Source organism: Paenibacillus sp. GSMTC-2017 (assembly GCF_016019935.1).
Classification (GTDB): domain Bacteria; phylum Bacillota; class Bacilli; order Paenibacillales; family Paenibacillaceae; genus Pristimantibacillus.
Window position 1 is genome coordinate 52,308 of record NZ_JAECMT010000004.1, and the last position, 24,120, is coordinate 76,427.

Sequence of the window (24,120 nt, forward strand, 5' to 3'; positions counted from 1 at the left end):
GATGACTTATATCAAAAAAATTTGGCCGATTATAAAGCTGTTTGTCTTATTTAATAAGGAGCTTTTTCTATCGAGCTACGCCGTAATTGTTCAAATTATTAAACCGAAGCTTTCGATTCGTCCTGGTATCTTCGCAATGAAGACAGAGCTTAAGACCAATTGGGAAATCACGCTACTATCGTGTCTCATCTGCCTTACGCCAGGCACACTAACGCTGGATGTATCCAGCGATGGAGAAACGTTGTATATTCACGCGATGGATATTGAAGATGCTGAACTACTTGCTAGTCAGATTAAAGGATCGTTCGAAAGAGCCATTATGGAGGTGACGAGAGCATAATGTCAGCACTATTAGTTGCCTCATTAGTAATATTGTCACTTTCGATGCTTGGCTGTATGTTCCGGCTCCTTATCGGTCCATCGATTCCTGACCGGATCGCTGCACTCGATACGATTGGTGTTTTGCTCCTTGCGATCATTGCGATTATCGGAATGTTGCTTCGCACGCAAGCCTTTTTTGACATCATATTATTGATCGGCATATTAACTTTTATCGGAACGACGGCATTCGCACGATATATTGAAAGAGGTGTAGTCCTTGAAACCGGAGATGATAAGCGTGATCATTGAATTGACGCTTGGGGTCATTGTACTGTTAGGATCACTCATATGCGCACTTAGCGTTTTCGGTCTTATACGACTGCCTGACTTCTATTTGAGATCCCATGCCGCAACAAAAAGTGCGACGTTAGGTGTTTTATTCATATTGTTCGGCGCTTTCCTCTATTTCTGGATATACGAAGATCATTTCAGCATTAAGTTGCTTCTCGGAATCCTATTCGTCTTTATTACGGCACCGGTTGCAGGACATTTGAACGGAAGGGCTGCTTATCGATCGGGTGTATCGTTATGGAAGGGTAGCGTTCGTGACGATTGGAAGGAAGCGCTGAAACGCGAGCGGGGAGAGCACAAAAAGACGAAAAATTAACATTCACGTCACATAAAAACAAATAAACGAACCGATTGGAGCTAAGCGCTCGATCGGTTCGTTTTATTTTGCCCAAAATGGTGTATATCGTAGTGTGGTTTCATCATTAAAAGTTGCGGGCTTGTCCCTCAACCCAATCACCGATAATAGGCAGCTTAAATCGTTTGCCCTGCAAGGCGAGAAGCATAAGTGCGATCCAAAGAATAAAGGCAAGTGGTGTAATGACAAGTGAGACTAACAAGCCGATTACGGGAATGATTCCGAGTACTAAGCTCACTACAATAATTAATGCAAATACGACTATGGATTGCATCGCATGAAATTTAACGAAGCTGCTCTTTTTCTCAATAACCAAAAAAATGATGCCAGTAATGAAACCTAACAAGTAACAAAGAAGACCAGCAACTTTTGGGTCTAGACCAGTTGAAGATGGATCGGGATTGACGTGTATAGGCTGCATAAGAGGAGTATCATCCTTTCTTCGTTTGTTTTTTTCATAGAGTGTATGCTTTCAAAAAAGGAAATATTCCAATTATTTTGACGAAATTCCCACATTTGGAACTAACATTTTGTCATATTGCTGTAACCAGTTGGATGTATAATTCGTCTAGAATGGAGGAAGCGTCGAAGAAAGAGTTTCAAAGAATGATATAGGAGGAACAAGAATGAAGAAAAAATATAAACGATTATATATAATAAGCGCAGCGTTGTTAGTTATTTTTACAGCAGTATATTTCAATAGAAATGCACTTGCGATGACGGGATTCGATTGGTTTCTACAAGATGGATTTGAAAAGAAGTTAGAAACGAGCTATAAGCCTGCGGAAGGTCGCGATCCGAAACATGTAGGTGTCGATTTGACGAAAGAGCAACCTTTCTCCATGTTGCTAATGGGTATAGACCAACGTAAAAATGAGGTTGGTAGATCAGATACGATGATTTATACAGTAGTTAGACCTAGCGACGGCAATATGTTGCTTGTTTCTATTCCACGGGACTTATATGTAGATATTGCAGGGCGTAAACATAAAGATAAAATCAACCATTCATACGCTTTCGGCAGAGCAGCTATGACGATGGATACGGTAGAGCAGCTATTTGATGCTCCTGTTAATTATTATGCAACGATTAACTTCGAAGGTTTCCGAGATGTAATCGATGCAATGGGTGGAATAGCGCTGCCGATTAAAGAAGATATGGTGAATGATAACTATAATCACGAAAAGTTTGTTATAAAAGGCGGTCAAAGTCTATACAATGGTAAAGACGCGCTTAATTTCGTCAGATACCGTGAAGATGCAGGCGGAGATATGAATCGAACAGAGCGACATCAGCAGTTCATTTCTGCTATGATAGATAAAGCGACAGGTATGAAGCAATGGACGAAGATTCCTCAAATGATCGAAATTATGGGGGAAAACTTCACTACAGATATGCGACCAGGCAAGATGATTGATCTTGCTCAAGGTATGTTGCAAACGAAAGAGCGCAAAATGTACAGCCATACACTAGATGGCAGAGGTGAACGCTTCGATAACGGGTTATGGTATTACCTAGCTGATGAGAAGGATTTGAAAAACGTTCAAGATATGATTGACAATTGGTTGGATGCGGAAACACCGACGGCAAGTCTCATTATGCCTCCAAAATATGCGGAGGAGAAGGGGAAAGAAACGAAATCTCTCTCTGTTGGGACTTCATCGCTCGAGAATAGAACGGAGTGAATGAAAGCATGAACATTGCTTTTTTCTTGCTTCCTAAGCAAGATGTTGTCTGCTTGCCGCACGATGCTACATTAAGGCAGACATTGGAGCGTATGGAATACCATCGCTATACCGCAGTTCCAATTATTAATGAAGAGGGCGTATATACGGGGACGGTTACGGAAGGCGATCTGTTATGGTTTATGAAAAGTCGTACTGATCTGACCTTTGAATCTGCAAATAAAGTGAAGCTCAGTGAAGTGCCGCTGCGAATAAACAACAAGACTGTAAATATAGACGCAACGATGGACGATTTGATCTCACTGACGAAGGTTCAAAACTTTGTACCTGTTGTGGATGACCGCAATCATTTTATAGGAATTGTACGTCGAAGTGAAATTATTGATTATTGCCAGAAGGGACTATCCCAAAGGATCGAAGTATCCGGAGGGTAGTCCTTTTCCCTTTCAAGCACACTATAGAGAGACACCTCAATTTGCGTGCGGATTATAGCTTTTGTGCTATAATGATTGATGAATATGAGAAACGTAAAAGAATTAATGTGTAAGAGGTGAAAGGATTGAAAACTGGGTTGAAACCAGTGTTATGGAGCGCGGGTGCGTTCTTGCTGTTATTGCTGCTTGCTGTGCCTGTATTGAATTTGTTCGCACTATTGCTCATGATGGTACCGTATGTCGTTCTTTACTCTACATTGTCAAGACGGTCATTCCTGCTACATTTGCTACCTGTGTGGATTCTTGCAGGAGTACTTATCGGACCTGCTGTTCTTATTATCGGATTGTTTTTTGTCGTCCCGTCGATCATAATGGGACATTTGTATCGGAAGGGTGTAACGGCTGCCAAAGTAATAAAAATGGTATGTGTCGTCATTTTGGCTCAGCTCATGCTGGAGCTTCTTTTATTCGAGCTAGTGCTCGATTTGTCGCTTCTTGATGCAATGGGTGACTCTATTCGAACAACCTTTAATGAAATGATGGCTCAGAACATGCTCGTTAAGGAATGGGATTCCACCTATACGGAAACCTTGATTGATACGGTCATAAACTTGATCCCAGTTACCTTTATTATCTTGTCGTTCTTTTATACGGTTATTTCCCACTATATTGCTCGAAGAGCAGTTATTTATAGTGCTCTTGAGGTGCCTGCATTCGCAGAAGCAAAGGATTGGCGCTTGCCCCGAATACTGGTCATTTGTTATTTAATTGCTTATATTCTCGAAATGTTTATGACGCGGAATAGTGACTCGTTTATATCTTTAGCCATTATGAACCTTGTGCCGCTTCTTCAACTAGTGTTTGCTATTCAAGCGGTAGGTTTCTTCTTCTTTATTGCTCATCAGAAGAAATGGAACAAAGTAGTGCCTATACTCATAGCTATTCCTGTGCTAATAATACCGCCGTTAAGCTTGATCGGCGTTCTGGATACTGCTTTTCCGATTCGGAAGTCGTTTACTAAACAATAGCACAGGAGCGAGTGGGAAATGCCTAAGTTTCTAGTTTCAAGGTGGCACGGTATGCACCATATTGCAGCGATAGTTGTTATGTTGATCCTATCGGCTACGCTGGCATGGTTTCAATGGATAGTTGGTCTCATTGCCCTCGCACTGACGATTGGTGTTGCGGTATTCAGCTTCTTCGGTGAGAGGGCATTCCGCAAAGATCTGAAGGTGCATCTCAGCACGTTGTCTTTCCGCGTGAAAAAAGGCGGTAACGACGTTATCAGCGAGCTTCCGTTCGGAATTATTTTGTATAATGAAGATCGTTCGGTTGAATGGCATAACCCGTACATTGCTGAATTAATGGAACGCGAATCAGTGATTGGGGTTCCACTTACAGAGCTATTCCCTACGCTTCAGCATGCGAAAGATCGCGAGGGAACGGTGGAAGCATCGATAGGAAACAACATGTATCAGCTCCTCTTTAAAGCTAAAGAGCGAATCCTGTACGTTAGGAACATTACGGAATTGTGGCAACTTGGCAGAAAATATGATGATGAGAAGTTATCGCTCGGCGTAGTTATGATCGATAACCTTGAAGAAGTTACGCAAGGTCTTGATGATCATCAGCGAAGCTCGCTGCTATCCAAGGTGACAACAGAAATTACGGAATGGGCGCAAAAGTATAAGGTGTATTTGAAGCGACTGACGTCAGACCGTTTCCTTCTCGTTACTGATCAGAAGACGCTTCGTCAGCTTGAGCATTCCCGTTTCGTCATTCTTGATGAGGTGCGTGAAATAACGGGTGATCACAAAATACCTGTCACACTAAGTATTGGTTTTGCAGCTGCTGCGGAGCATGTGCTAGAGCTTGGCCAATGGGCTCATATGAGCCTTGATATTGCATTAGGCCGCGGCGGTGACCAAGCTTCAGTAAAGGTAGGAAGCAGACAAACGTTCTACGGCGGTAAGACGAATGCGGTTGAGAAGCGGACACGCGTAAGAGCGCGTGTTGTAGCACATGCGCTACGCGATCTTATTAAAGAAAGCCATAATGTCGTCATTATGGGCCATAAGATGCCGGATATGGATGCGATTGGCGCAGCTATCGGTGTGCTAAAGGCAGCGCAGCTATTCGGAAAAGAAGCTTATATTGTACTTGAAGGCGTTAATCCTTCTATTGAAAAAATGATGCTACTGCTGCGTGAAGATGAGAAACTGTCGAAACGGTTTATCTTGCCTGAACAAGCAGCATCACTATTAACGCCGCAATCGCTAGTTGTTGTTGTAGATACACATAAAGCATCCTTGGTGAAAGAACCGAAGCTGCTGCAAGGACGAGATCGTATCGTCGTTATCGATCATCATCGCAGAGGCGAAGAATTTATTAACAACGCTATTCTTGTTTATATGGAGCCGTATGCTTCATCAACATGTGAGCTTGTAACGGAACTGCTGCAGTACATTCATGAACGTGTGGCATTGGATGTAAGGGAAGCAACTTCGCTGCTTGCAGGGATAACGGTAGATACAAAAAGCTTCTCCCTCCGAACGGGTGCGCGTACGTTCGAGGCAGCTTCATTCCTTCGCCGTAATGGCGCAGATACGATGATGATTCAGCGTATGTTGCAGGAGGATCTAAGTGAGTACGTAAGCAAGTCGGAAATTATTAAACATGCACAGATTTTACATGAGCATGTAGCGTTTGCGGTTGTGGAAAGTGGCAAAAAAAATTCTCAGCTGCTTATTGCCCAATCTGCTGACACGCTACTGAACATGACCGATATATTAGCATCGTTCGTAGTTGGCGAGAGACCAGATGGGTTAATCGGCATTAGTGCTCGCTCACTTGGTGGGATGAACGTCCAAGTCGTCATGGAACGTATGGGCGGCGGCGGTCACTTAACGAATGCAGCTGCACAGATGGAAGGCACTGTCGACGATGTGGCAGCAAAGCTTAAAACAGTACTTAAACAAATAGAATCGGAAGAGGGGTTATTTGAATGAAAGTAATTTTCTTGCAAGATGTTAAGGGACAAGGGAAAAAGGGGCAAGTTAAGGATCTATCGGAAGGTTATGTTCGCAACTTCTTGTTGCCGAAGGGTCTAGCTAAGCTAGCATCTGACGGCAATCTTAAGACGCTTGAATTGCAATCTGCTTCTGAAGAGAAACGTAAAGCACAAGAAAAAGCTGATGCTCAAGCACTTGGCAAAAAGTTAGAAGAAATGACGATCGTAGTGAAAGCAAAAGCGGGTGAAGGCGGTCGTCTATTCGGCGCTATTACTAGCAAACAAATTGCTGAAGCACTTGCGGCAAAAGGCATTAAGATTGATAAGCGTAAAATTGAGCTTGAAGATCCAATTCGTACACTCGGTGTTACTCAAGTGCCAGTGAAGCTTCACCCTGAAGTAAAAGCAAAACTTAACGTTCAAGCATCGGAAGAATAATTGAGGCTAGAATGAAAAAGATAGATGAAAGGAGATGCGCGAATTGAGTATGGATCTAACATTCGATCGGGTTCCCCCGCAAAACCAAAAGGCTGAGCAGGCGGTTATTGGAGCTATCTTACTTCAGCCAGAAGCACTTATTACCGCAATGGAGCGGGTAAGAAGCGAAGATTTCTATAGCAGCGGCCATCAGAGGATTTATGAGGCGATGATTGAGTTAGGCGAGAACAACCAACCGGTCGATCTCGTAACGCTTACGGCGCATCTTCAAGATCAAGGACTGCTAGAGGATATTGGCGGAGTGAGTTATTTATCTAGTCTTGCAAATGCCGTACCAACTGCTGCAAATGTTGATTATTACGCTCAAATTGTTGAAGAGAAATCAATGCTTCGTCGTTTGATACGTACTGCGACTAATATTGTGACAGAAGGGTATGCTAACTCTGAGGATGTTGGCGTACTTCTAGGCGAAGCGGAGAAAAAGATTCTTGAAATCGCGAACCGCCGATCCAGTACCGGATTTGTTTCTATCCGAGACGTCTTGATGGAAGTGTTCGAGAAAGTCGAATTTTTGTACTCCAATAAGGGCGGAACGTCCGGTATTCCGTCGGGTTTCGTCGATTTGGACAAGATGACCGCTGGTTTTCAAAGAAGTGATCTGATTATCGTAGCGGCTCGTCCATCTGTTGGTAAAACCGCATTTGCGCTAAATGTCGCTCAAAATGTTGGCGTTCGTGCAAAAGAAACAGTCGCTATCTTTAGTCTAGAGATGTCAGCTGCTCAGCTTGTACAACGTATGATCTGTGCGGAAGCGAACGTAGATGCAACAAGAATGCGTACCGGTAACCTAGAAGGCGACGATTGGGAAAAGCTGACGATGGCGATTGGTGCTTTATCCGAGGCACAAATCTTTATCGATGATACACCAGGCATCACCGTAGCTGATATTCGTGCAAAATGCCGTCGACTTAAAAAAGAACGTGGACTTGGCATGATTCTCATCGACTACTTGCAACTGATCTCAGGCCGAGGTAAAGCTGGCGAAAACCGTCAACAGGAAGTATCCGAAATTTCACGTACACTTAAACAAATTGCTCGTGAACTTGAAGTACCTGTTATCGCACTGTCGCAGTTAAGCCGTGGTGTTGAGCAACGTCAAGACAAACGCCCGATGATGTCCGATCTACGGGAATCTGGATCGATCGAGCAAGATGCCGATATTGTATCGTTCTTGTACCGGGATGACTACTATGATAAAGAGTCCGAGAAAAAGAACATCATCGAAATCATCATTGCAAAACAGCGTAACGGACCCGTTGGAACGGTAGAACTGGTTTTCCTTAAAAACTACAATAAATTCGTAAGTTTGGACAGAACGCATCATGATCCGTCCCAAGCTTCGTAAATATCCGAACAATTGTATGGGCGTCCATGCAATTGTTCGTTTTTCGTTTGACTTATGAAAGTGAGACTGCTACACTAAATATGCTGTCTTAAGGCCAAATGAGTGCGAATTTTTGGATTCGTACAAACCGCCATGACGGTAATTTTCGATGTTCGTAAACATCGGACGGGGGTATGATTATGTCTACGGTTGTTGTTGTTGGTACACAATGGGGAGACGAAGGAAAAGGCAAAATCACTGACTTCCTTGCAGAGGGAGCTGACGTTGTTGCTCGTTACCAGGGAGGAAACAACGCTGGGCATACTATTCTCATCGATAATAAGAAATACAAATTAACGATGATTCCATCAGGCATTTTTAATCATGATAAAACATGCGTAATCGGCAACGGAATGGTTATTAACCCAGAAGCGCTGATTGACGAAATTAACTATATTCATGAAAATGGTTTTTCCACAGATAACTTAAAAATTAGTGATCGCGCGCATGTTATTATGCCGTACCACCTTATTCTTGATGCACTGGAAGAAGATCGTAAGGGCGCTAACAAAATCGGTACAACTCGTAAAGGTATTGGCCCATGTTATATGGACAAAGCAGCCCGCAATGGTATCCGTATTTCTGATTTGATGGATGCTGAAGAGTTCGAAACAAGAGTGCGCAGTGTACTCGTTGAGAAAAACTATTTGATCCAACAAGTATATGGCGGAGAAGCGCTTGACGGTGACCAAATCGTTAAGGACTACCTTGGTTATGCAGAAATTCTTCGTAAATATGTAACAGATACTTCTGTGATTCTAAATGACGCTATTGACGGCGGCAAAAAGGTATTATTCGAAGGTGCTCAAGGCGTTATGCTTGATATCGATCAAGGTACGTATCCGTTCGTTACATCGTCCAACCCATCTGCTGGCGGCGTATGTATCGGTTCTGGCGTAGGTCCTTCCAAGATTGAGCAAGTTATTGGCGTTGCAAAAGCGTACACGACTCGTGTTGGTGATGGTCCGTTCCCTACTGAGCAAGACAATGAAATTGGCCAACTTATTCGTGATAAAGGCCATGAGTACGGCACAGTTACTGGTCGTCCACGCCGCGTTGGTTGGTTCGACACCGTTGTTGTCCGCCATGCTCGCCGCGTAAGTGGTATTACAGGCTTGTCGCTAAACTCGCTTGACGTGCTAAGTGGTCTTGAGACTGTTAAAATTTGCACAGGCTACGAGTATCGTGGACAGGTAATCGAACATTACCCAGCAAGTCTTAAAATGTTGTCCGAGTGTACAGCGATTTATGAAGAGTACCCAGGTTGGTCCGAAGATATTACCGGAGCGAAAAAGCTTGAGGACTTGCCAGCAAATACGCTGAACTACTTGAACCGTGTGTCCGAACTAACTGGCATTCCGATTGCAATCTTCTCAGTTGGCCGTAACCGTGAGCAAACAAATCCGGTTCGTCCTATCTATTAATAAATACCATACAGATTGAACATAAAGAGGCTCGGTCCATTGTCGATTAGACATTGGAACGAGCCTCTTTTTTCTTAAAGTGCAGCTATTGTTGGCCTGCTTGCTGGGTGGAAATATTCGAAGGTTCAGCATGCTCTTTGTTTGAGCTGCCTGAGTTTCGTACCATGGCTACTATATACAAAAGCAGGGGTATGACAATGTAGGCGCCAAAGAAGATAAATGACATGTGTGGTGAAGCTGCAAAAAGGTCTGCGATACTCGGTGTTCCCCAGAAGCATATAGCAATAACGAGCATGCCGACGGGAAAGGCGAGCGGGCGGTAATCGGATAGCTTGAGAAGCTGAGCGATGCCTAACGATAAGGCATATAGGGTGACAATTGTTCGAATAAACACATTCATAACCCAAAACACCATAATGACCGCATCGAACTGTTCAAGAAAATCAAACATGGACAAGTAGCGGGCAAGCACCATAAAGGGGTACTCATAAGAAGAAGTCGCAGGTCCAAGAATAAATAGAATCAATAGCATAACAGACGATAGTGTGACGACAGTTGCTAGCAGTGATTGCAAGCAGCGTTTAGCCGCGTGTTTCACATCTGAGAGGAAAGGGAGAAAAAAGCTGGCGTACACGTACATGGGAAGCCAGATTTGTATATAGAACGAGCTTCTTAGCACGGGTGTCATTCCATCATGAAACAATGGCAATACCCGATCCAGTTGCACATCCTTATAGAACGGCAGGAAAAAGGCGACAACAATTAGGATAACAAATGGCATGAACAATAAAGAAGCTCTTCCAATGACCTCAACACCTAATCGTACAGCTAGAATGCATACGACAAATAAGGTCGAGATTACAACAGCAAGGGGAGTCCTTTTGAAAAAAAACTGGTTCATCAGTTCACCGAATTGCCTGATTTGATTGGCGCTTTGAAGAAGGCAAGTGAGCAGAAATGCTACGTTAAGTATCGTGCCCATCCAATTTCCCATAATGGAACGACTGTATTCAATGAGTGACTTCCCAGGATACAGGCGATGCAATGTGCCCAGCATTCCGATGAGAGCGAAAGCAGGAATTGAGCCGATTATCGGGGAAAGCCACATATCATTCTCTGCCTGACTATGGGAAAAAGAAGGGGCGCTCATCATAGAAGTTGCGATAACCGTCAAATACATAATACATCCAAGCTGCAGAGATGACAGCTTTCCGCGTTCGATCATACGTGTAACCTCCTCGAATGTATAACGTTATTCATGTAAGCGATAAACCCAATTCGCAAGAGGGTCCATCAATTTAGCAATGAGTTGTGGCGGACCAATTAAATGACTGTTTGTCATAACGACGAAGGAGGCACTTATAGCTGCAATCAAGATAACAGTATAGGCGACAACGAGCCGTTTGTTTTTTAGCAAGGGCCGATCAAGAGAAAAGGCAGCGGTGGCTGCTATGACGAGAATGATGTAATTCATCGGTAGGGGACATCCTTTCTCAGCTTTCGATTTATTCATCTGTTTCAATTTTGTCCGATATTGATCGGTTCTCCCCAACTAGGCCGATTCGCTGGATTTTTACATCGATGTGGTACACCGTTTCAACTTTTGGGAAGATTTCATTCCACTGTGCTATATTTTTTTTCCATTCTTTAGGGCAATGACGAGAAAACTGCTCACCAAAGCCAATTACATCCGTATTAGCTTTCTGTACAGGCTTAATGGAGCTGTCAATTCGACTCGTAAGACTATTTGAAAATTGTTTTTCCATTTGTTTAAGCACTTTTGGATTCGCCGAATTGAGTTTTGTCGTATTTTCTACCAAGTTCCCAATAGCGTTGATATATAAATGCATTCTCCATTTACCACCTTGAACGTCAGGTTTCAAATGTGAATGGATTCGGAAAATGTTGATTGATATTTCACCTATGGTGCCATCCATCATTGTTGTCAGTGTAGATTCTTTTACCTCTCTGCGAACCCATATCATTCCTCTAGTATGCTTTACAGGATAGTGATGGTTCATCTTCAGATTTTTGAAGGTGGCAGACCCTGATATAAAAGGGCTAGGCTTATTGCCACTTGGTTTCATCCGTATAGTAGGGATAATGGCAGTACCAGCCACATCGGACAAGCTGACTATAGTTTCCAAAAGCGTAATGTTGAACCCGGTTTGGATGAGTGCCATTTCTCTTAGCACTTCCGCACTGTTGCGCTCGATATTGGGTTTCCACTTCAAGATGCCCTCTGTAGGACCATCGCTAATATATAGATTTGCTCGTTCTCGGGGATGAGGATGCCGGGTAAGGAAATCCAAGGGATCTTTAATGCTGGACTTGGCGAGCTTGTCGCTTATGATAAAGACGTCTGCTTGCCCCCAGAAAAGCTTGCGCGATAAGAGCTCTTGAAGCTTGGCCGAGGCATCTGCAGAGTCTATGCCAACTGCACTTTCGACAAGGGATTGATTCAAACCGATGGATGGTTCGGCTCCAAGTGATCCACCTCCTCCGACGGAATTTGCCGGTGCGAATAGTTGAACAGATAACTTGATCTTGTTATCTTCGGTCAGATCGAATCCAGCGGCTGTCACAATTGCGAGGTCGTTTACCTCAGTCCGGTCCCAGCAGCCGGTTAAGATGAAGAGTCCTAGCGAACACAAAAGCAGGTATGCAATTATGCGGAGCGCGAGGGACGTTATCATCTTTCATTTTCTCCTTTGCTACTGTCTTCTGGGTTTTGACGGTTTTGATCTAAACCTATTCCACGGTCCGCCCGTGAAGTGGGGACGTTCGTCTTGTGCCCAGCGAGGAGCTCGAATAATGGTATCTCCAAGCTGAGAGGTTTGGAGTGGAGCAACCGGCGATAGATAAGGCACCCCGAAAGAGCGAAGGGAGAGCATGTGAATTAGGATAAGAAGAACAGCTAAAACAACGCCATACAACCCGAGAAAACCGGCACAGAACATAATTGGAAACCGAATAATTCTTAAGGCGATGCCAAGCGGGTAGCTAGGAATCAAAAATGATGCTACTCCTGTTATAGCAACTACCATAATCATGGGAGAAGAAACGATGCCTGCGGATATCGCTGCTTGTCCGATAACGAGTGCGCCAACAATGCTGACAGCAGAGCCTACCTGCTTCGGAAGACGGATACCTGCTTCGCGAAGCGCTTCAAAGGTAATTTCCATTAATAAGGCCTCCACTAGAGCAGGGAACGGAATTTGCTCTCTTGATTGAGAGATCGTCAAGAGAAGGGTCGTCGGAATCATCTCTTGATGATAGGAGAGAACGGCGACATAGATAGACGGCATGAATACGGCGATGAGGCTGAGCAACATGCGAATCCAGCGTATTGCGGTTGAGACGTAAGCGCGTTGGTAATAGTCTTCTGGCGATTGCATGAGAATGAATAAGGTAGCGGGCGCAATTAATGCAATTGGCGACCCGTTAACGAGCACAGCAATGCGTCCTTCCATCAAGGCGGAAGATACAACATCTGGACGTTCCGTAGTCTGCAATTGAGGGAAGGGAGACAATGGCTCATCCTCGATCATCTCTTCAATTAAACTGCTGTCGATAACAGCTCCAACATCAATACGACTTAGCCGCTGCTCCATTTCTTCAACTAAACCAGGATCGGCAATGCCTTCTATGTAAGCAAGTACACATGTTGTCTTGGTGTATCGACCGAACTTAAATGGTTTAAGTTTAAAAGCCGGAGATTGAAGCCGTCTCCTAAGCATAGCGGTATTCATTCGAAGCGTTTCGACAAAGCCTTCTCTAGGACCACGAATGACTGACTCCGCATCAGGCTCCATAATAGAACGTGAATTCCAGAACGGGAGATTGAATACCGCTGCGCTTGCTTCCCCTTCCAATAGCAGAAGTGTACTTCCTTCCCCGATGCTATCAATGGATTCTTGAATGGTATGCACCACGTTGGAAGGTATAAGCGTCACTTTCATTAATATCGATTCCCAGTTTTTGTCCGTTTCATCGTCTACCTGTTGCTTAAGCGGCTGAAGGAGTTGAAGATCGATCTCTTGTATTCCCGTCATGCCATCAACGTAGGCGATAGCAAGCTCTGCGCCATTTGACAGTTTAAATGAATGGATGATGATGTCAGATCCGTCCGCATATAGACGGCGAAGAACACTTAAATTGGTCTCGAGCTTGGAGTCAAGCGGGAGGGCAATGAGATCACGCTGTTCTTGAAGGGCCTCTTCAACAGGCGATTGTGGTCGTGTTGCCAACGATATCCTCTCCATTCCTTTCATTCGCTGCTTTAGCATGCGACATTCCATAGAAAAATATGTAATAATTTTCGTTTCGCTGACCCCAAAAAAGAATGTCCCTCCTATTTGTTGACCATAATGGTAGATAACAGATAGGAGTTGAGGGACTATGTTTAAATATGTGGCATGGCTTGGAAAGTTAATTGCAGCGGGCTTAATTTTGAGCTTTTTGTCTATTTGGACGACGGGCTATATTGTTACTAGTTATGTAGAATCGATACTTAAACAGTATGAACTACCACTTGAAGTGCCGCCGATGGCGATGTCTGGTGTATGGGGCAAGCTTTGGGGTAGCCAATTAGAGCCGCAAGTGGATATGGAGGCACCTACTGATAAGACAACTGTTGATCAGGAGCAGAGTGGAACTAACGGAACGGCCCAGTCAGAAAACGTAGATGAACCTGATGCAATGGAAGCATTCGGAGAAATAGAAGAAGCGCCGATCACTGAGATTGGTAGCGAGGAAAACAGTCATACTTCTAGCGAAAGTGGAGCAGAAGACCCGCCGACAACAGAGACCGGTAGTGGTGAGGGTAGCCGTGCAGCAGGCGAAAGCGAAGTAGATCCGGGGCGTGAAGTTCAGGAAGGTAGTGCAGGTGTCGATGGAACGGAAATAGCAGTATCAACGGGTGAACTAGAGTCGACAAAAGAGACCATGAGCGAAGAAGATAAGACACAATTATTTCAATTATTAATGACAAAATTATCGCAAGAATCGTTGCAAGAAATCTCTGAATATGTAGAAAATGGGCTGACAGAAGTAGAGTTAATTAGCGTAGAGCAGATCATGGCACAGCATCTTAACGAGGAAGAATACCAGAAAATGATGGAGATTCTGAAAAAATATTAATATTACGATTGTGTACCAAAGGTTGCCCCTATTGTAAACCGTATGTTAAAGTATTAGGCGAGTGATCCGACAGGAGGATTCGTCTTTTTTCATGTTGAAACTCACAAATTTCTATGCACAAGTGCGAAAAGGAGACAATCATGACCGGTTTCAGGGACATGAGTCGTATTAAGAAAGTCTGGGAACGATCGACTCAGTACTTTAGACGTACGAACTCGCAAAACTTGATAGGTAACACCGAGCAACAAGCGGCAGACGTGAGCGTTTCTACCCCACTTTGGCGGAAGAAGTCGACGGGGATTATTAGCGGAGCAGTAATCTTGCTCACGGTGGCTGGCATTATTGGGTACCAGCAATATACGCAATATGTAGAGAGAAACACATTTGAGTTTTTTAATGTATATATGAATGGCCAAGCAGTTGGAACAGTAGAGACTAAAGAATCAGTAGAGAAATTGATTGCCTCAGAAACGACAGAAATTCAGAAAGCCAATCCAAAAGTAAACATGGTGCTGGCAACTGGTGACATTACATACGAAAGCGATAAAGCTTTTAAAGCAATTCCAGAAACAAAAGCGACATTAGCTAAGCTGGAAGGTATGTTCACCTCTCATGCGGTTGGTGTTGAAGTAAAGATTGACGGCAAAGTAGTTGGTGTCGTGAAGGATCAAGAAACAGCGGACAGCATACTAAAGCGAGTACAGAGCAAATTCGCTCCTGAGCTAGCGGCAGCAGCAGCAGCTAAGAGTGCACCTTCCGTTAAGACACTCTCCTTCAAAGAGGGTGATGACCTAACAGCTAAGATTGATCCAGATGCGAAGGCATTAAAGGAACCGGGCAGATTAGTGACCGAGGTTGCTTTCATTGAGAAAGTACAAGTTGCAGATATCAAAACGGAACCAGGAAAAGTAGCTGATGCAGATGCGCTCTACAAGAGAATTGTAGAAGGCAGCACAAAACCAACAAAATATGTTGTACAAGAGGGAGATTGTGTCGGATGTATCGCACAAAAGTTTGATATATCTCCTCAAGTCATTTACGAAAACAATCCTTGGATAAAAGACGATAAAATTACGATTGGCGATGAACTTGATCTAACCGTTCTTATGCCGGAGCTAACTGTTCGTACAATAGAAAATCTAGTCGAGCTCGAGAAGATTGCGGCTCCAACCGAAATAGTCAAAAATAATAAGATGCGAGTCGGTGAATCGAAGACGATTAAAGAGGGCGTGGAAGGTACACAACGTCTAACTTATCGTATTGAGAAGCAAAACGGCTACGTTATGACGGAAGAACTAGTTGATAAAGAAATATTGGTAGAACCTATAGCAGAAATTATCGAAAAAGGAACAATGGTTGTACTCGGAGAAGGTACAGGCCGTTTCATGATTCCTGTTAAGAACTATCGTATTACAAGCAAATACGGTCCGCGTTGGGGCCGTACCCATAAAGGATTAGACTTTATCGGAAGCAAGACGATACTGGCATCAGATTCAGGCATTATTGAATTCGCTGGTAATAAAGAAGGCACAGGCAAAACGATCATTATCAATCATCAAAACGGATTCAAAACCCTTTACGGTCATATGAGCTCTCTAAAAGTTAGCAAAGGTGACAAAGTGGAAAAAGGTGACGGAATCGGTATTATGGGTAACACAGGTAACTCAACAGGCACACATTTACATTTCGAGATTCACAAAAAAGGTGCTGCTCAAAACCCGCTTAAGTACTTATAAATTCTTTTATTAATCGATATTAAGCATGGCTTGGACAATAGGTCCAGGCTGTGCTTTTTTTATTCCAACAATAAAGCTTAAGAATGTTGTCGATCCTAAACAACGAATGGTACTATTTCCATGGAATGAAGGAAGTTTCATTGTGAAGGTTGAGCATGCGTGTGTTAGAATAGAGACAATACTAAGGACAAGCGACAGGCGGTGTAACGATGCACGGAAAAATATTAGTGGTCGATGACGAGCAGCCGATTGCAGAAATTATTAAATTCAACTTGGAAAAGGAAGGCCATCAGGTCATCTGTGCATTCGACGGCGGGGAAGCAGTTAGACTCGCGTTTGAAGAACAGCCCGATTTGATATTGCTGGACTTAATGCTGCCCGTTAAAGATGGTATGGATGTATGCCGTGAAGTGAGAACCAAGCTGCATATGCCGATCATTATGTTAACAGCTAAAGATACAGAAATAGATAAAGTACTTGGACTTGAATTAGGTGCGGATGATTATGTGACGAAGCCATTCAGCACAAGAGAGTTACTTGCAAGAGTAAAGGCACATCTCCGCAGGCAAAATAAACCTGAGCAAGCAACGGATGGAAGCGGAGCAGACGCATCACAAGATCCTCATGCAGAGCAACAAGGTCTTAAGTTATTTAACTTGTTTATCGATACGGATATGTATGTCGTCTATAAAGATGCTGAACCGCTCGATTTAACACACCGGGAATTTGAGTTAGTCCATTACATGGCACGTAATAGCGGTAAGGTGATGACAAGAGAGCATTTACTACAAGCTGTGTGGGGCTTTGAATATTTCGGTGATGTTCGAACGGTGGACGTAACGATTCGAAGACTTAGAGAGAAAATTGAGGATGATCCTAGCAAGCCGGAATATATAGTAACTAGACGTGGTCTTGGATATATGATGCGAAATGCGAAATCAGGGGGCTTTGGTAACGGATGAAGGCGCGGAATTTTTTCCGTACCATACAGGTTAAGCTTGTTATTATCTATTTGCTACTTATTCTAGTTGCGATGCAATTAATTGGTGTGTACTTTATTAGTACGGTCAAAAACTCGCTAATAACAAGTTTCACCAACAATTTGAAAGAGCAAGCGGACATCTTGTCCAAGTTTGCTGCGCCAAGTTTGCTTCCTAATATAGAGACGGATAATAATCCTGCTGAAGTAGCGACAGAGGATTTGAACATGGTCGTTCGCAATTTGTTTAGTATTAGCGGTGCTGAAGTGCAGGTTCTGGATGCAAACGGGAAAATTGTAGCGACTTCTCTACAAGTACATCAATCTCGAATTGGCCAGAAAAACAATTCACTTGCGGTCAGCAGGGCACTGCAGAACATACCGGACAACGAAGAAGAAATTATTGACGATGATAATACGAGGAAGAAGCTTATTGCTCTACCAGTCACGCACAACGAAAAAGTTGTTGGTGCTGTTTATGTTGTAGCTTCTATGACGGAGCTATATGAAACCGTTAATCGGGTTAATCAAATCTTCTTTTCGGGGACACTTATTGCATTAGGCTTAACAGGTGTACTTGGTATATTGCTTGCGCATACGATTACTAATCCGATTCAGGGGTTAACTCGGCAGGCAGAAGCAGTAGCAGAAGGACGATTCGATTTGAAAGCACCGGTATTAGGTGAAGATGAAATCGGACGGCTTAGTATGGCATTTAACGATATGACGATTCGTCTGAAAGAAGCACTTTCCGTTAATGAGGAAGAAAATGAAAAATTAGTTTCTGTTCTATCCAATATGAGTGATGGTGTCGTTGCGGCAGATGAGCGCGGTGTTATTATCGTCTGGAATCGCCGTGCAGTGGAACTGCTCGATGTGGAAACGTTCCAAGGTGTAGAACTGTCGGAATTGCTTGGCATCGGTCAGGAGAAGCTTACGGAGCTTCAGCACGGACGTGGCAGAATTATGATGCTAACTAAGGATGAGCAAGAAGGAGAAGATAGTGGCAGTCTCCTGAAAGTGACGTTCACTCCTATTCATAGAAGAGGCAAAGGGATTACAGGTACGATTGCTGTATTGCAGGATGTAACGGAGCAAGAGAAACTTGAACAATCACGGAAACAGTTCGTAGCGAATGTATCACACGAACTTCGCACACCGCTCACAACGATTAAAAGTTATGCAGAAGCGCTAAATGACGGGGCCTTAGAAGAAAGAGAGCTGTCTGAAAGATTTGTTGGCGTTATTAGTAATGAGACAGAGCGAATGATAAGGCTTGTAACAGATTTATTGCATCTGTCCCGCCTTGATTCCAATAAAGCCCCATTAAGACGACAGTTTACGAATATTCATGAGATGCTAGATGAAATGGCGGATCGATTCTCCTTTCAACTACGTCAAAAAGCGATCAAAGCTAACGTCCATGTGGACAGAGGACTTGAAGGAGCTTGGCTCGATCGTGATCAGATTGACCAAGTATTGGACAACCTATTTTCGAATGCGATTAAGTATACGCTTGATGGTGGATCAATCCAGCTTGCAGCTCGCAAGTCTGCCGATTCAAATTTTCTGGAGATTAGTGTGAAAGATACGGGTATCGGTATTCCAAAAAAAGATCTTACACGCATCTTCGATCGATTCTATCGTGTAGACAAAGCTCGCTCGCGCAATATGGGCGGTACTGGCCTCGGATTATCGATTGCCCGGGAAATTGTAAAGGCACATGGCGGTACGATCGCATTACATTCGGAGCTAAATGAAGGTACAACGGTTACGTTTACGCTTCCACTGCTGCATGAAGGAGGCGTTACTGAATAATGGAGAGAGCAAAGACGGCTGTATTAATAGCGCTCGTTATTATTAGTTTGCTTCAGAGCTACTTGCTAGCTTACAGTATGCCTGGTCTTGGTGCTACAGTAAGAAGCGATCAAGATTATGTTAACGCTGAACCGCTCGGAACACCTTCTGGCGTGGAAGATGTTATATTTCCAGATGAATTAATTATTCATATGGGCAATGACAAACATACCGTCATCTACCCAGGTACACAGTTTTACGAGATGATTCTTAATCAACGTATTGTAGGCAGAGAGTTCAAAGGTTTCCAAAGAAGTCCGGCGTCGCTGCTGAACTGGGATGATGTAAGGCGGAACGATATCGGGATTGAGCTTCGATTTAGTGGCGGTATCTCTATTGAACTATTGCAGAAGTTGCTTAAGGTAGAGGGCGACTTGTTATTTTTGAATGAGAAGATCGATAAAATTTGGATATTCAAAACGATGGAAACCGAAGAAATTCGTACATTTTTCTTTAGTAGTGACGGAGAAATGGTGTATGAATCCGTTCGTGCGGATTTAACCGTTCGTGATGTTCAAGATTATGTAGGTTTCGGTCAACATTTGCCTAATTACCGAGTGACGGTTGATGGTCTTTATATCCCATCTGAGCCACTAAAGGCGACAGAGATTGTGTATGCATACGAGATGTATTCACCTGAACAGATGCAGCGCAACCTATTCTTTGATTCCAGCACTACTAGAGCGTTCGAGGATCGGAGTGGGTCACAAATATTCACTGACGGTAAGCGTGGCCTAAAAGTAGAGCAAAAGGGTATGTGGATTAGTTATACGAATCCAGCAGCAACTCAAAGCAATGAAACGCAGCCTAATGAGAATGTGTATGCTTCAGTTGATTTTATTAATGAGCATGGGGGCTGGGACGGTGTTCATCGTTTGATGGGCTCAAAGTCTGTTGATGAGAAAAAATATGTTACGTTTCGTAAATATATTGAGCATTATCCCATTATCGACTACTTGCCATTTCGTTATGGCTTTATGAATTTGACATTACAACAAGGTGTTGTAACGGAATATTCACGGTCCCTTATTACCCTTAATGAAAAGTCGGAAAGCCGTACTCCGCGATATTTGCAAGGCGGCGAGGAATTGGAGAAAAGGTTGAATCGTTACGATAAACGGGGTGAAATTACTTCCTTATTTCCTGCGCTAAAAGCAGTGCCAATTAATGATAATCGCATACAGTTTATACCCGTATGGGCGGTTAGTTTAAATGATGGTTCAGAAGAGATATTGCTCGAAGCTTATCCGAAAGGATACATTCCACCACTAGAAAAGAAGCAGGACGAAGTCGTGCAGGGGCAAGCAGAATCAGCTCTCCAGAAACAGCAAAAGAAAAGAGTTGTACAAACCGGAGCAGCCTCTGCGCCTGAAGTTGGTCGTTTGAAAGTTGATGCTCTCGAAAACGAAAAGGAAAGTAATGAACATTTTGGCGATATAGAAATGCGAATTGAAAGGTAGGTGAAGGTGTGTGGATTGGGGAAGAGCAAAAAGTGTACTAATCATATCGTTTCTGATGTTGAATATATTGCTTGGTTATCAATTGTGGCTCGACATAAGTGATCAAATGAATGCTAACGTTAACTCAGCAGAGTTGCCACAGGACAAACTATTGCTTATGGAGCAGAAACGAATTACGTTTGCCGCCGATCTTAATCTACCGCCCGAAACGCCTAAGCTTAGCGATCTGACCTATATGCTAAGCTCAGCAAGTCAGCAGAAATCGTCTCCTACCCCACTCAAAAATGCTGTGGACAGCGGACTAATCTTCTCTCATGCGGAGCTAGTAAAGGCACTTGATAAACAGATTCCTGATATTGAAGACTATCGTTATGATCATCATGGCAGCTCTTCTCGTGAAGGTCCATTCGTGCTTCATCCTATTGTGGATGGCAGACCGATGTTTAATGTGAAGTTAGAAATGTACATTAGCAATTTGAAAATAACGGATTTCAAGCAAGATCGCGTCGAATTGATTAGTCGTGGTGAGCCGAAGAAGGTTATACCTGCGGTTAAAGTAGTAGCCAGTTTAGTGGAAACGTATTTGGAAGAAGGTTCTGTTATTACGGATATTCAGCTAGGCTACCATGGGCAAATATTCGACTCCGAGAAACAAGTGTCTAACCCGTCTTGGCGTGTCATGCTTGAAGATGAAACGGTGTATTATGTTCATGCGATTAGCGGTGAAGTTGCAACAGATAGTGATGTAGGGCAGGAGTCAAAATAGATTGATAGAATAGAGATTTACGTGTGAGAGAGGATTGGATGTTTTGGGACTTCGATTTACGGTGTTGGCAAGCGGGTCTACAGGTAACGCAACAATTGTGCAAGGCAGTGAAAAGACAGTACTTGTAGATGCGGGACTAAGTATGAAAAAGCTGGATGAGCTAATGCGGGAACGGGGAATATCGGGACATGACCTAGATGCTTTGTTCGTCACGCATGAGCATTCTGATCATATAAAAGGGCTTGGTGCGTTCGCTCGCAAATACGAACTTCCGATCTATGCGAATGAAGCGACTTGGGGAGCGATGGAGCGTCATGTTGGTACGATAGCTCCTGAGAAACAGGTCATTATGGAGACAGGTGAGCAATTAAGTTTTGGTCCGATGTACGTACAATCTTATCCTATCTCACATGATGCGGCAGAGCCTGTCGGTTATTGTTTTGAAGAGCAGGGTGAGAAGCTTAGTCTTGCAACCGATCTTGGTTATGTAAGCGAAAAGGTAAAGCGCCAAATTATCGATTCCGATGTGCTTGTGCTTGAATCTAACCACGATACAGAAATGCTGCGGATGGGACGTTATCCTTGGAATATTAAACGCCGCATCTTAAGCGATGTAGGCCATTTGTCCAATGTAGCAGCAGGAGAAGCGTTAATAGAGTTGATGACTGACCGTACGAAGAGGGTCTATTTGGCCCATTTAAGTCTCGATCATAATCAAATGGACCTAGCTATGCTAACCGTCAATTCTATATTGGAGAACCACGGAATATTTTATAAAAAAGAAGAAATTCCGCTACGTATGACCTATCACGACAAGCCTACGGCATGGGATGAAGTGAAGCGGAAATAAGGGAATCTAGCTGTGATTCAAGCGATTCAGCTTTTGCGTCTAATTCTTCTCTCGTCAGAATACCTTTGTCTAGAAAGAGCTCAAGCATTGCACTTAACGTAAGAACCGTACGGTAATGTTCATCTTTCAGGTCTGCTAGTTTGGCGACAAGTTGCACTTGTTCCCAAGCGGGGGACGGCATTGATTTCATTATGAATCACTCCTTAAGCTTGAATTTGGTCAAATCAACGGGATTTAACAAAAAAATTGTGTAATTGCCTCTGTGAATCTATTATTATTTTAGTCAATTCTTCCGAAAACATTCCTAGATTATAAAAATAGTTATATCCCCGGACCAATGAGAGGAGCGAATCTAATGAGCATATTCGATGATGATTTTTATTCGACCAAGGTATCAAGGCGAACCGCTCGTAAGAGTCGGCAAGAGGAACCACGGTTACCTTTTGGCAGTAGTGACCGTAAATGGTCGAGTATGCGAATCGCTTTTATATCCTCCTCAACTAGTGCAGTAGCAGTAGCTTTGGTGTTCGGATTATTTTTTGGCGGCTTCGGTGGGGCAGACGGTGGCAGCAGTGATGGGTCCCGTGCCAAAACAGCTATGACGGGTGATCCGTCTGAGCGGACAATTGTTGCAACTGCAAAGGTGAAGCCTGCTGTAGTTAGTATTATCAAAGAACAGAAGTTCTCCCTTGGTCTTGGTGGAACCGTATTAGAAGAAGGCGATGATAGCCCAGGCGTGCTGCGAGAAGCGGGCGTTGGTTCGGGCGTAATTATACAGAAGAAAGCTGGCAGAGCTTTTATCGTAACCAATTACCACGTTGTGGCGGATGCTGTGAACGTTAAGGCGGTACTGACAACTGGTGAGGTTCGAGAAGCTCGCATTGTTGGCCTTGATCAAATTACTGATCTAGCAGTACTTGAGATCGATGCTAAAGGTATCGATACAGTTGCAGAGATTGGAGATTCCTCCTCGCTCAGAGCTGCGGAGTTTGTTATGGCTATCGGAAATCCGCTAGGCATGGGTGAGTCTATTACGATGGGGATCGTCAGCGTTATTCGTGAAGTGATTCCGGTATCGCTTAACCAGAATGGGGTTAACGATTGGGAACAAGAAGTAATTCGTGTAGATGCTGCTATTAATGAGGGTAACAGTGGCGGGCCGCTTATCGATTTGAACGGCCGAGTTGTTGGAATCAATAGTATGAAAATTACTGACTTTGGCGTAGAAAGTATCGGTTATGCGATTCCGATTAATAATGCGATGCCGATCATTGAAGATCTAATTAGTAAAGGCTATGTGCCTCGTCCTTATCTTGGTGTTTATTCATTAGATCTAGAGCAGTATTGGGAACAGCAAAATTTGGAGCGGGCATACGAGGAAGGTCAGGAAAAAGGATCGGAATCGTTAGATATACCAGATCCATTGAAGCCAGAGGCTAAGGAAGAGGGCATCAAATTGCCTGATGAAGTGCTTGCTGGTGTAATTGTACTAGAAGCTGTCGGCCCAGCTGGGGATGCTGGACTCGCTTTTAATGACGTGATTGTTAAGCTGGATGATCAGAATATTGGCAGTACAAAAGAGCTTCGGAAGTACTTGTACGGGAAGAAAAAGATTGGTGACGACATTAAAGTGACCTTCTACCGTGATGGTGAGTTGAAGACGACTACGATTACGCTTGGTGAGAAGGAAGAGGAGTAGTTGTAGACGGATGTGTGCAGAAAAGCGGGTTAAACAGCTGTAAAGTACACGAGGTACTCACTTAAGAGCCGCAACAAGTAAACGAGAAATCGTTCGCTTGTTGCGGCTTTATTTTGTAAGTTGGAGATAATAAGGATCTAAGGGAAAGACATTTAATGCGGGACGAGCC

General features: G+C 43.6%; 23 protein-coding genes and 1 pseudogene. 18 read left to right on the forward strand and 6 right to left on the reverse strand.

From position 1 onward, the window contains the following. Positions 1-7 precede the first annotated feature (7 nt). From I6N90_RS16210 to mnhG, 3 genes and pseudogenes are all read left to right on the forward strand, one after another. Positions 8-340 (forward strand): annotated as a pseudogene (locus I6N90_RS16210) (Na+/H+ antiporter subunit E); the annotation flags it as partial. Continuing rightward, positions 337-630, forward strand: a complete 294-nt coding sequence (locus I6N90_RS16215) for a Na(+)/H(+) antiporter subunit F1 (RefSeq protein ID WP_197937171.1) — start codon at positions 337-339, stop codon at positions 628-630. The pseudogene I6N90_RS16210 and the gene I6N90_RS16215, both read left to right, overlap by 4 nt. Beyond that, entirely contained in the window at positions 611-988 is a 378-nt protein-coding gene (gene mnhG, locus I6N90_RS16220) for a monovalent cation/H(+) antiporter subunit G (RefSeq protein WP_197937169.1), read from the forward strand. The genes I6N90_RS16215 and mnhG overlap by 20 nt, the downstream gene beginning before the upstream one ends. 106 nt (positions 989-1,094) lie before the next feature. On the opposite strand, the gene I6N90_RS16225 is transcribed toward mnhG, so the two are convergent. Continuing rightward, complete coding sequence (locus I6N90_RS16225) at positions 1,095-1,448, reverse strand: DUF4870 domain-containing protein (RefSeq protein ID WP_197936682.1); 354 nt, start codon at positions 1,446-1,448, stop codon at positions 1,095-1,097. Positions 1,449-1,653: 205 nt separating this feature from the next. On the opposite strand from I6N90_RS16225, the gene I6N90_RS16230 reads away from it, so the two are divergent. The 7 genes from I6N90_RS16230 (at position 1,654) to I6N90_RS16260 (ending at position 9,462) form a co-directional block, all read left to right on the forward strand. Beyond that, entirely contained in the window at positions 1,654-2,712 is a 1,059-nt protein-coding gene (locus I6N90_RS16230) for an LCP family protein (RefSeq protein ID WP_197936683.1), read from the forward strand. An 8-nt stretch (positions 2,713-2,720) separates the two neighbouring features. Next, positions 2,721-3,146, forward strand: coding sequence for a CBS domain-containing protein (locus I6N90_RS16235; protein WP_197936684.1), 426 nt, complete (start codon positions 2,721-2,723; stop codon positions 3,144-3,146). A 116-nt stretch (positions 3,147-3,262) separates the two neighbouring features. Then, positions 3,263-4,174, forward strand: coding sequence for a DUF2232 domain-containing protein (locus tag I6N90_RS16240; protein WP_197936685.1), 912 nt, complete (start codon positions 3,263-3,265; stop codon positions 4,172-4,174). A gap of 18 nt (positions 4,175-4,192) precedes the next feature. Beyond that, positions 4,193-6,154 carry a DHH family phosphoesterase gene (locus I6N90_RS16245; RefSeq protein WP_197936686.1) on the forward strand — a complete coding sequence of 654 codons (1,962 nt, stop codon included), beginning with the start codon at positions 4,193-4,195 and terminating at the stop codon, positions 6,152-6,154. Then, positions 6,151-6,594 (forward strand): 50S ribosomal protein L9, encoded by a 444-nt coding sequence (gene rplI, locus I6N90_RS16250; protein WP_197936687.1) that lies wholly within the window; start codon positions 6,151-6,153, stop codon positions 6,592-6,594. Before I6N90_RS16245 ends, rplI begins: the two co-directional genes overlap by 4 nt. A gap of 49 nt (positions 6,595-6,643) precedes the next feature. Beyond that, complete coding sequence (gene dnaB, locus I6N90_RS16255) at positions 6,644-7,999, forward strand: replicative DNA helicase (protein ID WP_232243109.1); 1,356 nt, start codon at positions 6,644-6,646, stop codon at positions 7,997-7,999. A 179-nt stretch (positions 8,000-8,178) separates the two neighbouring features. Continuing rightward, positions 8,179-9,462, forward strand: coding sequence for an adenylosuccinate synthase (locus tag I6N90_RS16260; RefSeq protein WP_197936689.1), 1,284 nt, complete (start codon positions 8,179-8,181; stop codon positions 9,460-9,462). Positions 9,463-9,547: 85 nt separating this feature from the next. Here I6N90_RS16260 and I6N90_RS16265 read toward each other — a convergent pair whose 3' ends face one another. Genes I6N90_RS16265 through I6N90_RS16280 form a run of 4 tightly spaced genes read right to left on the reverse strand, consistent with a single transcriptional unit; the run spans position 9,548 to position 13,712 of the window. Continuing rightward, positions 9,548-10,687 (reverse strand): GerAB/ArcD/ProY family transporter, encoded by a 1,140-nt coding sequence (locus I6N90_RS16265; protein WP_197936690.1) that lies wholly within the window; start codon positions 10,685-10,687, stop codon positions 9,548-9,550. A gap of 27 nt (positions 10,688-10,714) precedes the next feature. After that, positions 10,715-10,936 carry a hypothetical protein gene (locus I6N90_RS16270; protein ID WP_197936691.1) on the reverse strand — a complete coding sequence of 74 codons (222 nt, stop codon included), beginning with the start codon at positions 10,934-10,936 and terminating at the stop codon, positions 10,715-10,717. Positions 10,937-10,967: 31 nt separating this feature from the next. After that, entirely contained in the window at positions 10,968-12,158 is a 1,191-nt protein-coding gene (locus I6N90_RS16275; protein ID WP_197936692.1) for a Ger(x)C family spore germination protein, read from the reverse strand. A gap of 18 nt (positions 12,159-12,176) precedes the next feature. Continuing rightward, positions 12,177-13,712, reverse strand: coding sequence for a spore germination protein (locus tag I6N90_RS16280; RefSeq protein WP_232243064.1), 1,536 nt, complete (start codon positions 13,710-13,712; stop codon positions 12,177-12,179). 151 nt (positions 13,713-13,863) lie between these two features. Here I6N90_RS16280 and I6N90_RS16285 point away from each other — a divergent pair, with 151 nt between their 5' ends. From I6N90_RS16285 to I6N90_RS16315, 7 genes are all read left to right on the forward strand, one after another. After that, positions 13,864-14,604 carry a hypothetical protein gene (locus I6N90_RS16285; RefSeq protein WP_197936693.1) on the forward strand — a complete coding sequence of 247 codons (741 nt, stop codon included), beginning with the start codon at positions 13,864-13,866 and terminating at the stop codon, positions 14,602-14,604. A gap of 140 nt (positions 14,605-14,744) precedes the next feature. After that, a complete protein-coding gene (locus I6N90_RS16290) occupies positions 14,745-16,340 on the forward strand; it encodes a M23 family metallopeptidase (RefSeq protein WP_197936694.1) in 1,596 nt (531 codons plus the stop codon). 209 nt (positions 16,341-16,549) lie between these two features. Then, positions 16,550-17,302 (forward strand): response regulator YycF, encoded by a 753-nt coding sequence (gene yycF / locus I6N90_RS16295; RefSeq protein ID WP_197936695.1) that lies wholly within the window; start codon positions 16,550-16,552, stop codon positions 17,300-17,302. Continuing rightward, entirely contained in the window at positions 17,299-19,137 is a 1,839-nt protein-coding gene (gene walK / locus I6N90_RS16300) for a cell wall metabolism sensor histidine kinase WalK (RefSeq protein WP_197936696.1), read from the forward strand. The genes yycF and walK overlap by 4 nt, the downstream gene beginning before the upstream one ends. Beyond that, on the forward strand, positions 19,137-20,636 hold the full coding sequence (locus I6N90_RS16305) for a YycH family regulatory protein (protein WP_197936697.1): 1,500 nt from the start codon (positions 19,137-19,139) through the stop codon (positions 20,634-20,636). The genes walK and I6N90_RS16305 overlap by 1 nt, the downstream gene beginning before the upstream one ends. Positions 20,637-20,646: 10 nt before the next feature. Further along, a complete protein-coding gene (gene yycI / locus I6N90_RS16310; protein WP_197936698.1) occupies positions 20,647-21,402 on the forward strand; it encodes a two-component system regulatory protein YycI in 756 nt (251 codons plus the stop codon). Between the two features lie 43 nt (positions 21,403-21,445). Then, positions 21,446-22,252, forward strand: a complete 807-nt coding sequence (locus I6N90_RS16315; protein WP_197936699.1) for an MBL fold metallo-hydrolase — start codon at positions 21,446-21,448, stop codon at positions 22,250-22,252. On the opposite strand, the gene I6N90_RS16320 is transcribed toward I6N90_RS16315, so the two are convergent. Beyond that, a complete protein-coding gene (locus I6N90_RS16320; RefSeq protein WP_197936700.1) occupies positions 22,221-22,442 on the reverse strand; it encodes a hypothetical protein in 222 nt (73 codons plus the stop codon). The two genes, I6N90_RS16315 and I6N90_RS16320, sit on opposite strands and share 32 nt — an antisense overlap. A gap of 165 nt (positions 22,443-22,607) precedes the next feature. On the opposite strand from I6N90_RS16320, the gene I6N90_RS16325 reads away from it, so the two are divergent. Next, the gene (locus I6N90_RS16325) at positions 22,608-23,951 is read left to right on the forward strand and encodes a S1C family serine protease (protein ID WP_197936701.1); all 1,344 of its coding nucleotides are present in this window, start codon (positions 22,608-22,610) and stop codon (positions 23,949-23,951) included. The last annotated feature ends 169 nt before the right edge of the window (positions 23,952-24,120 follow it).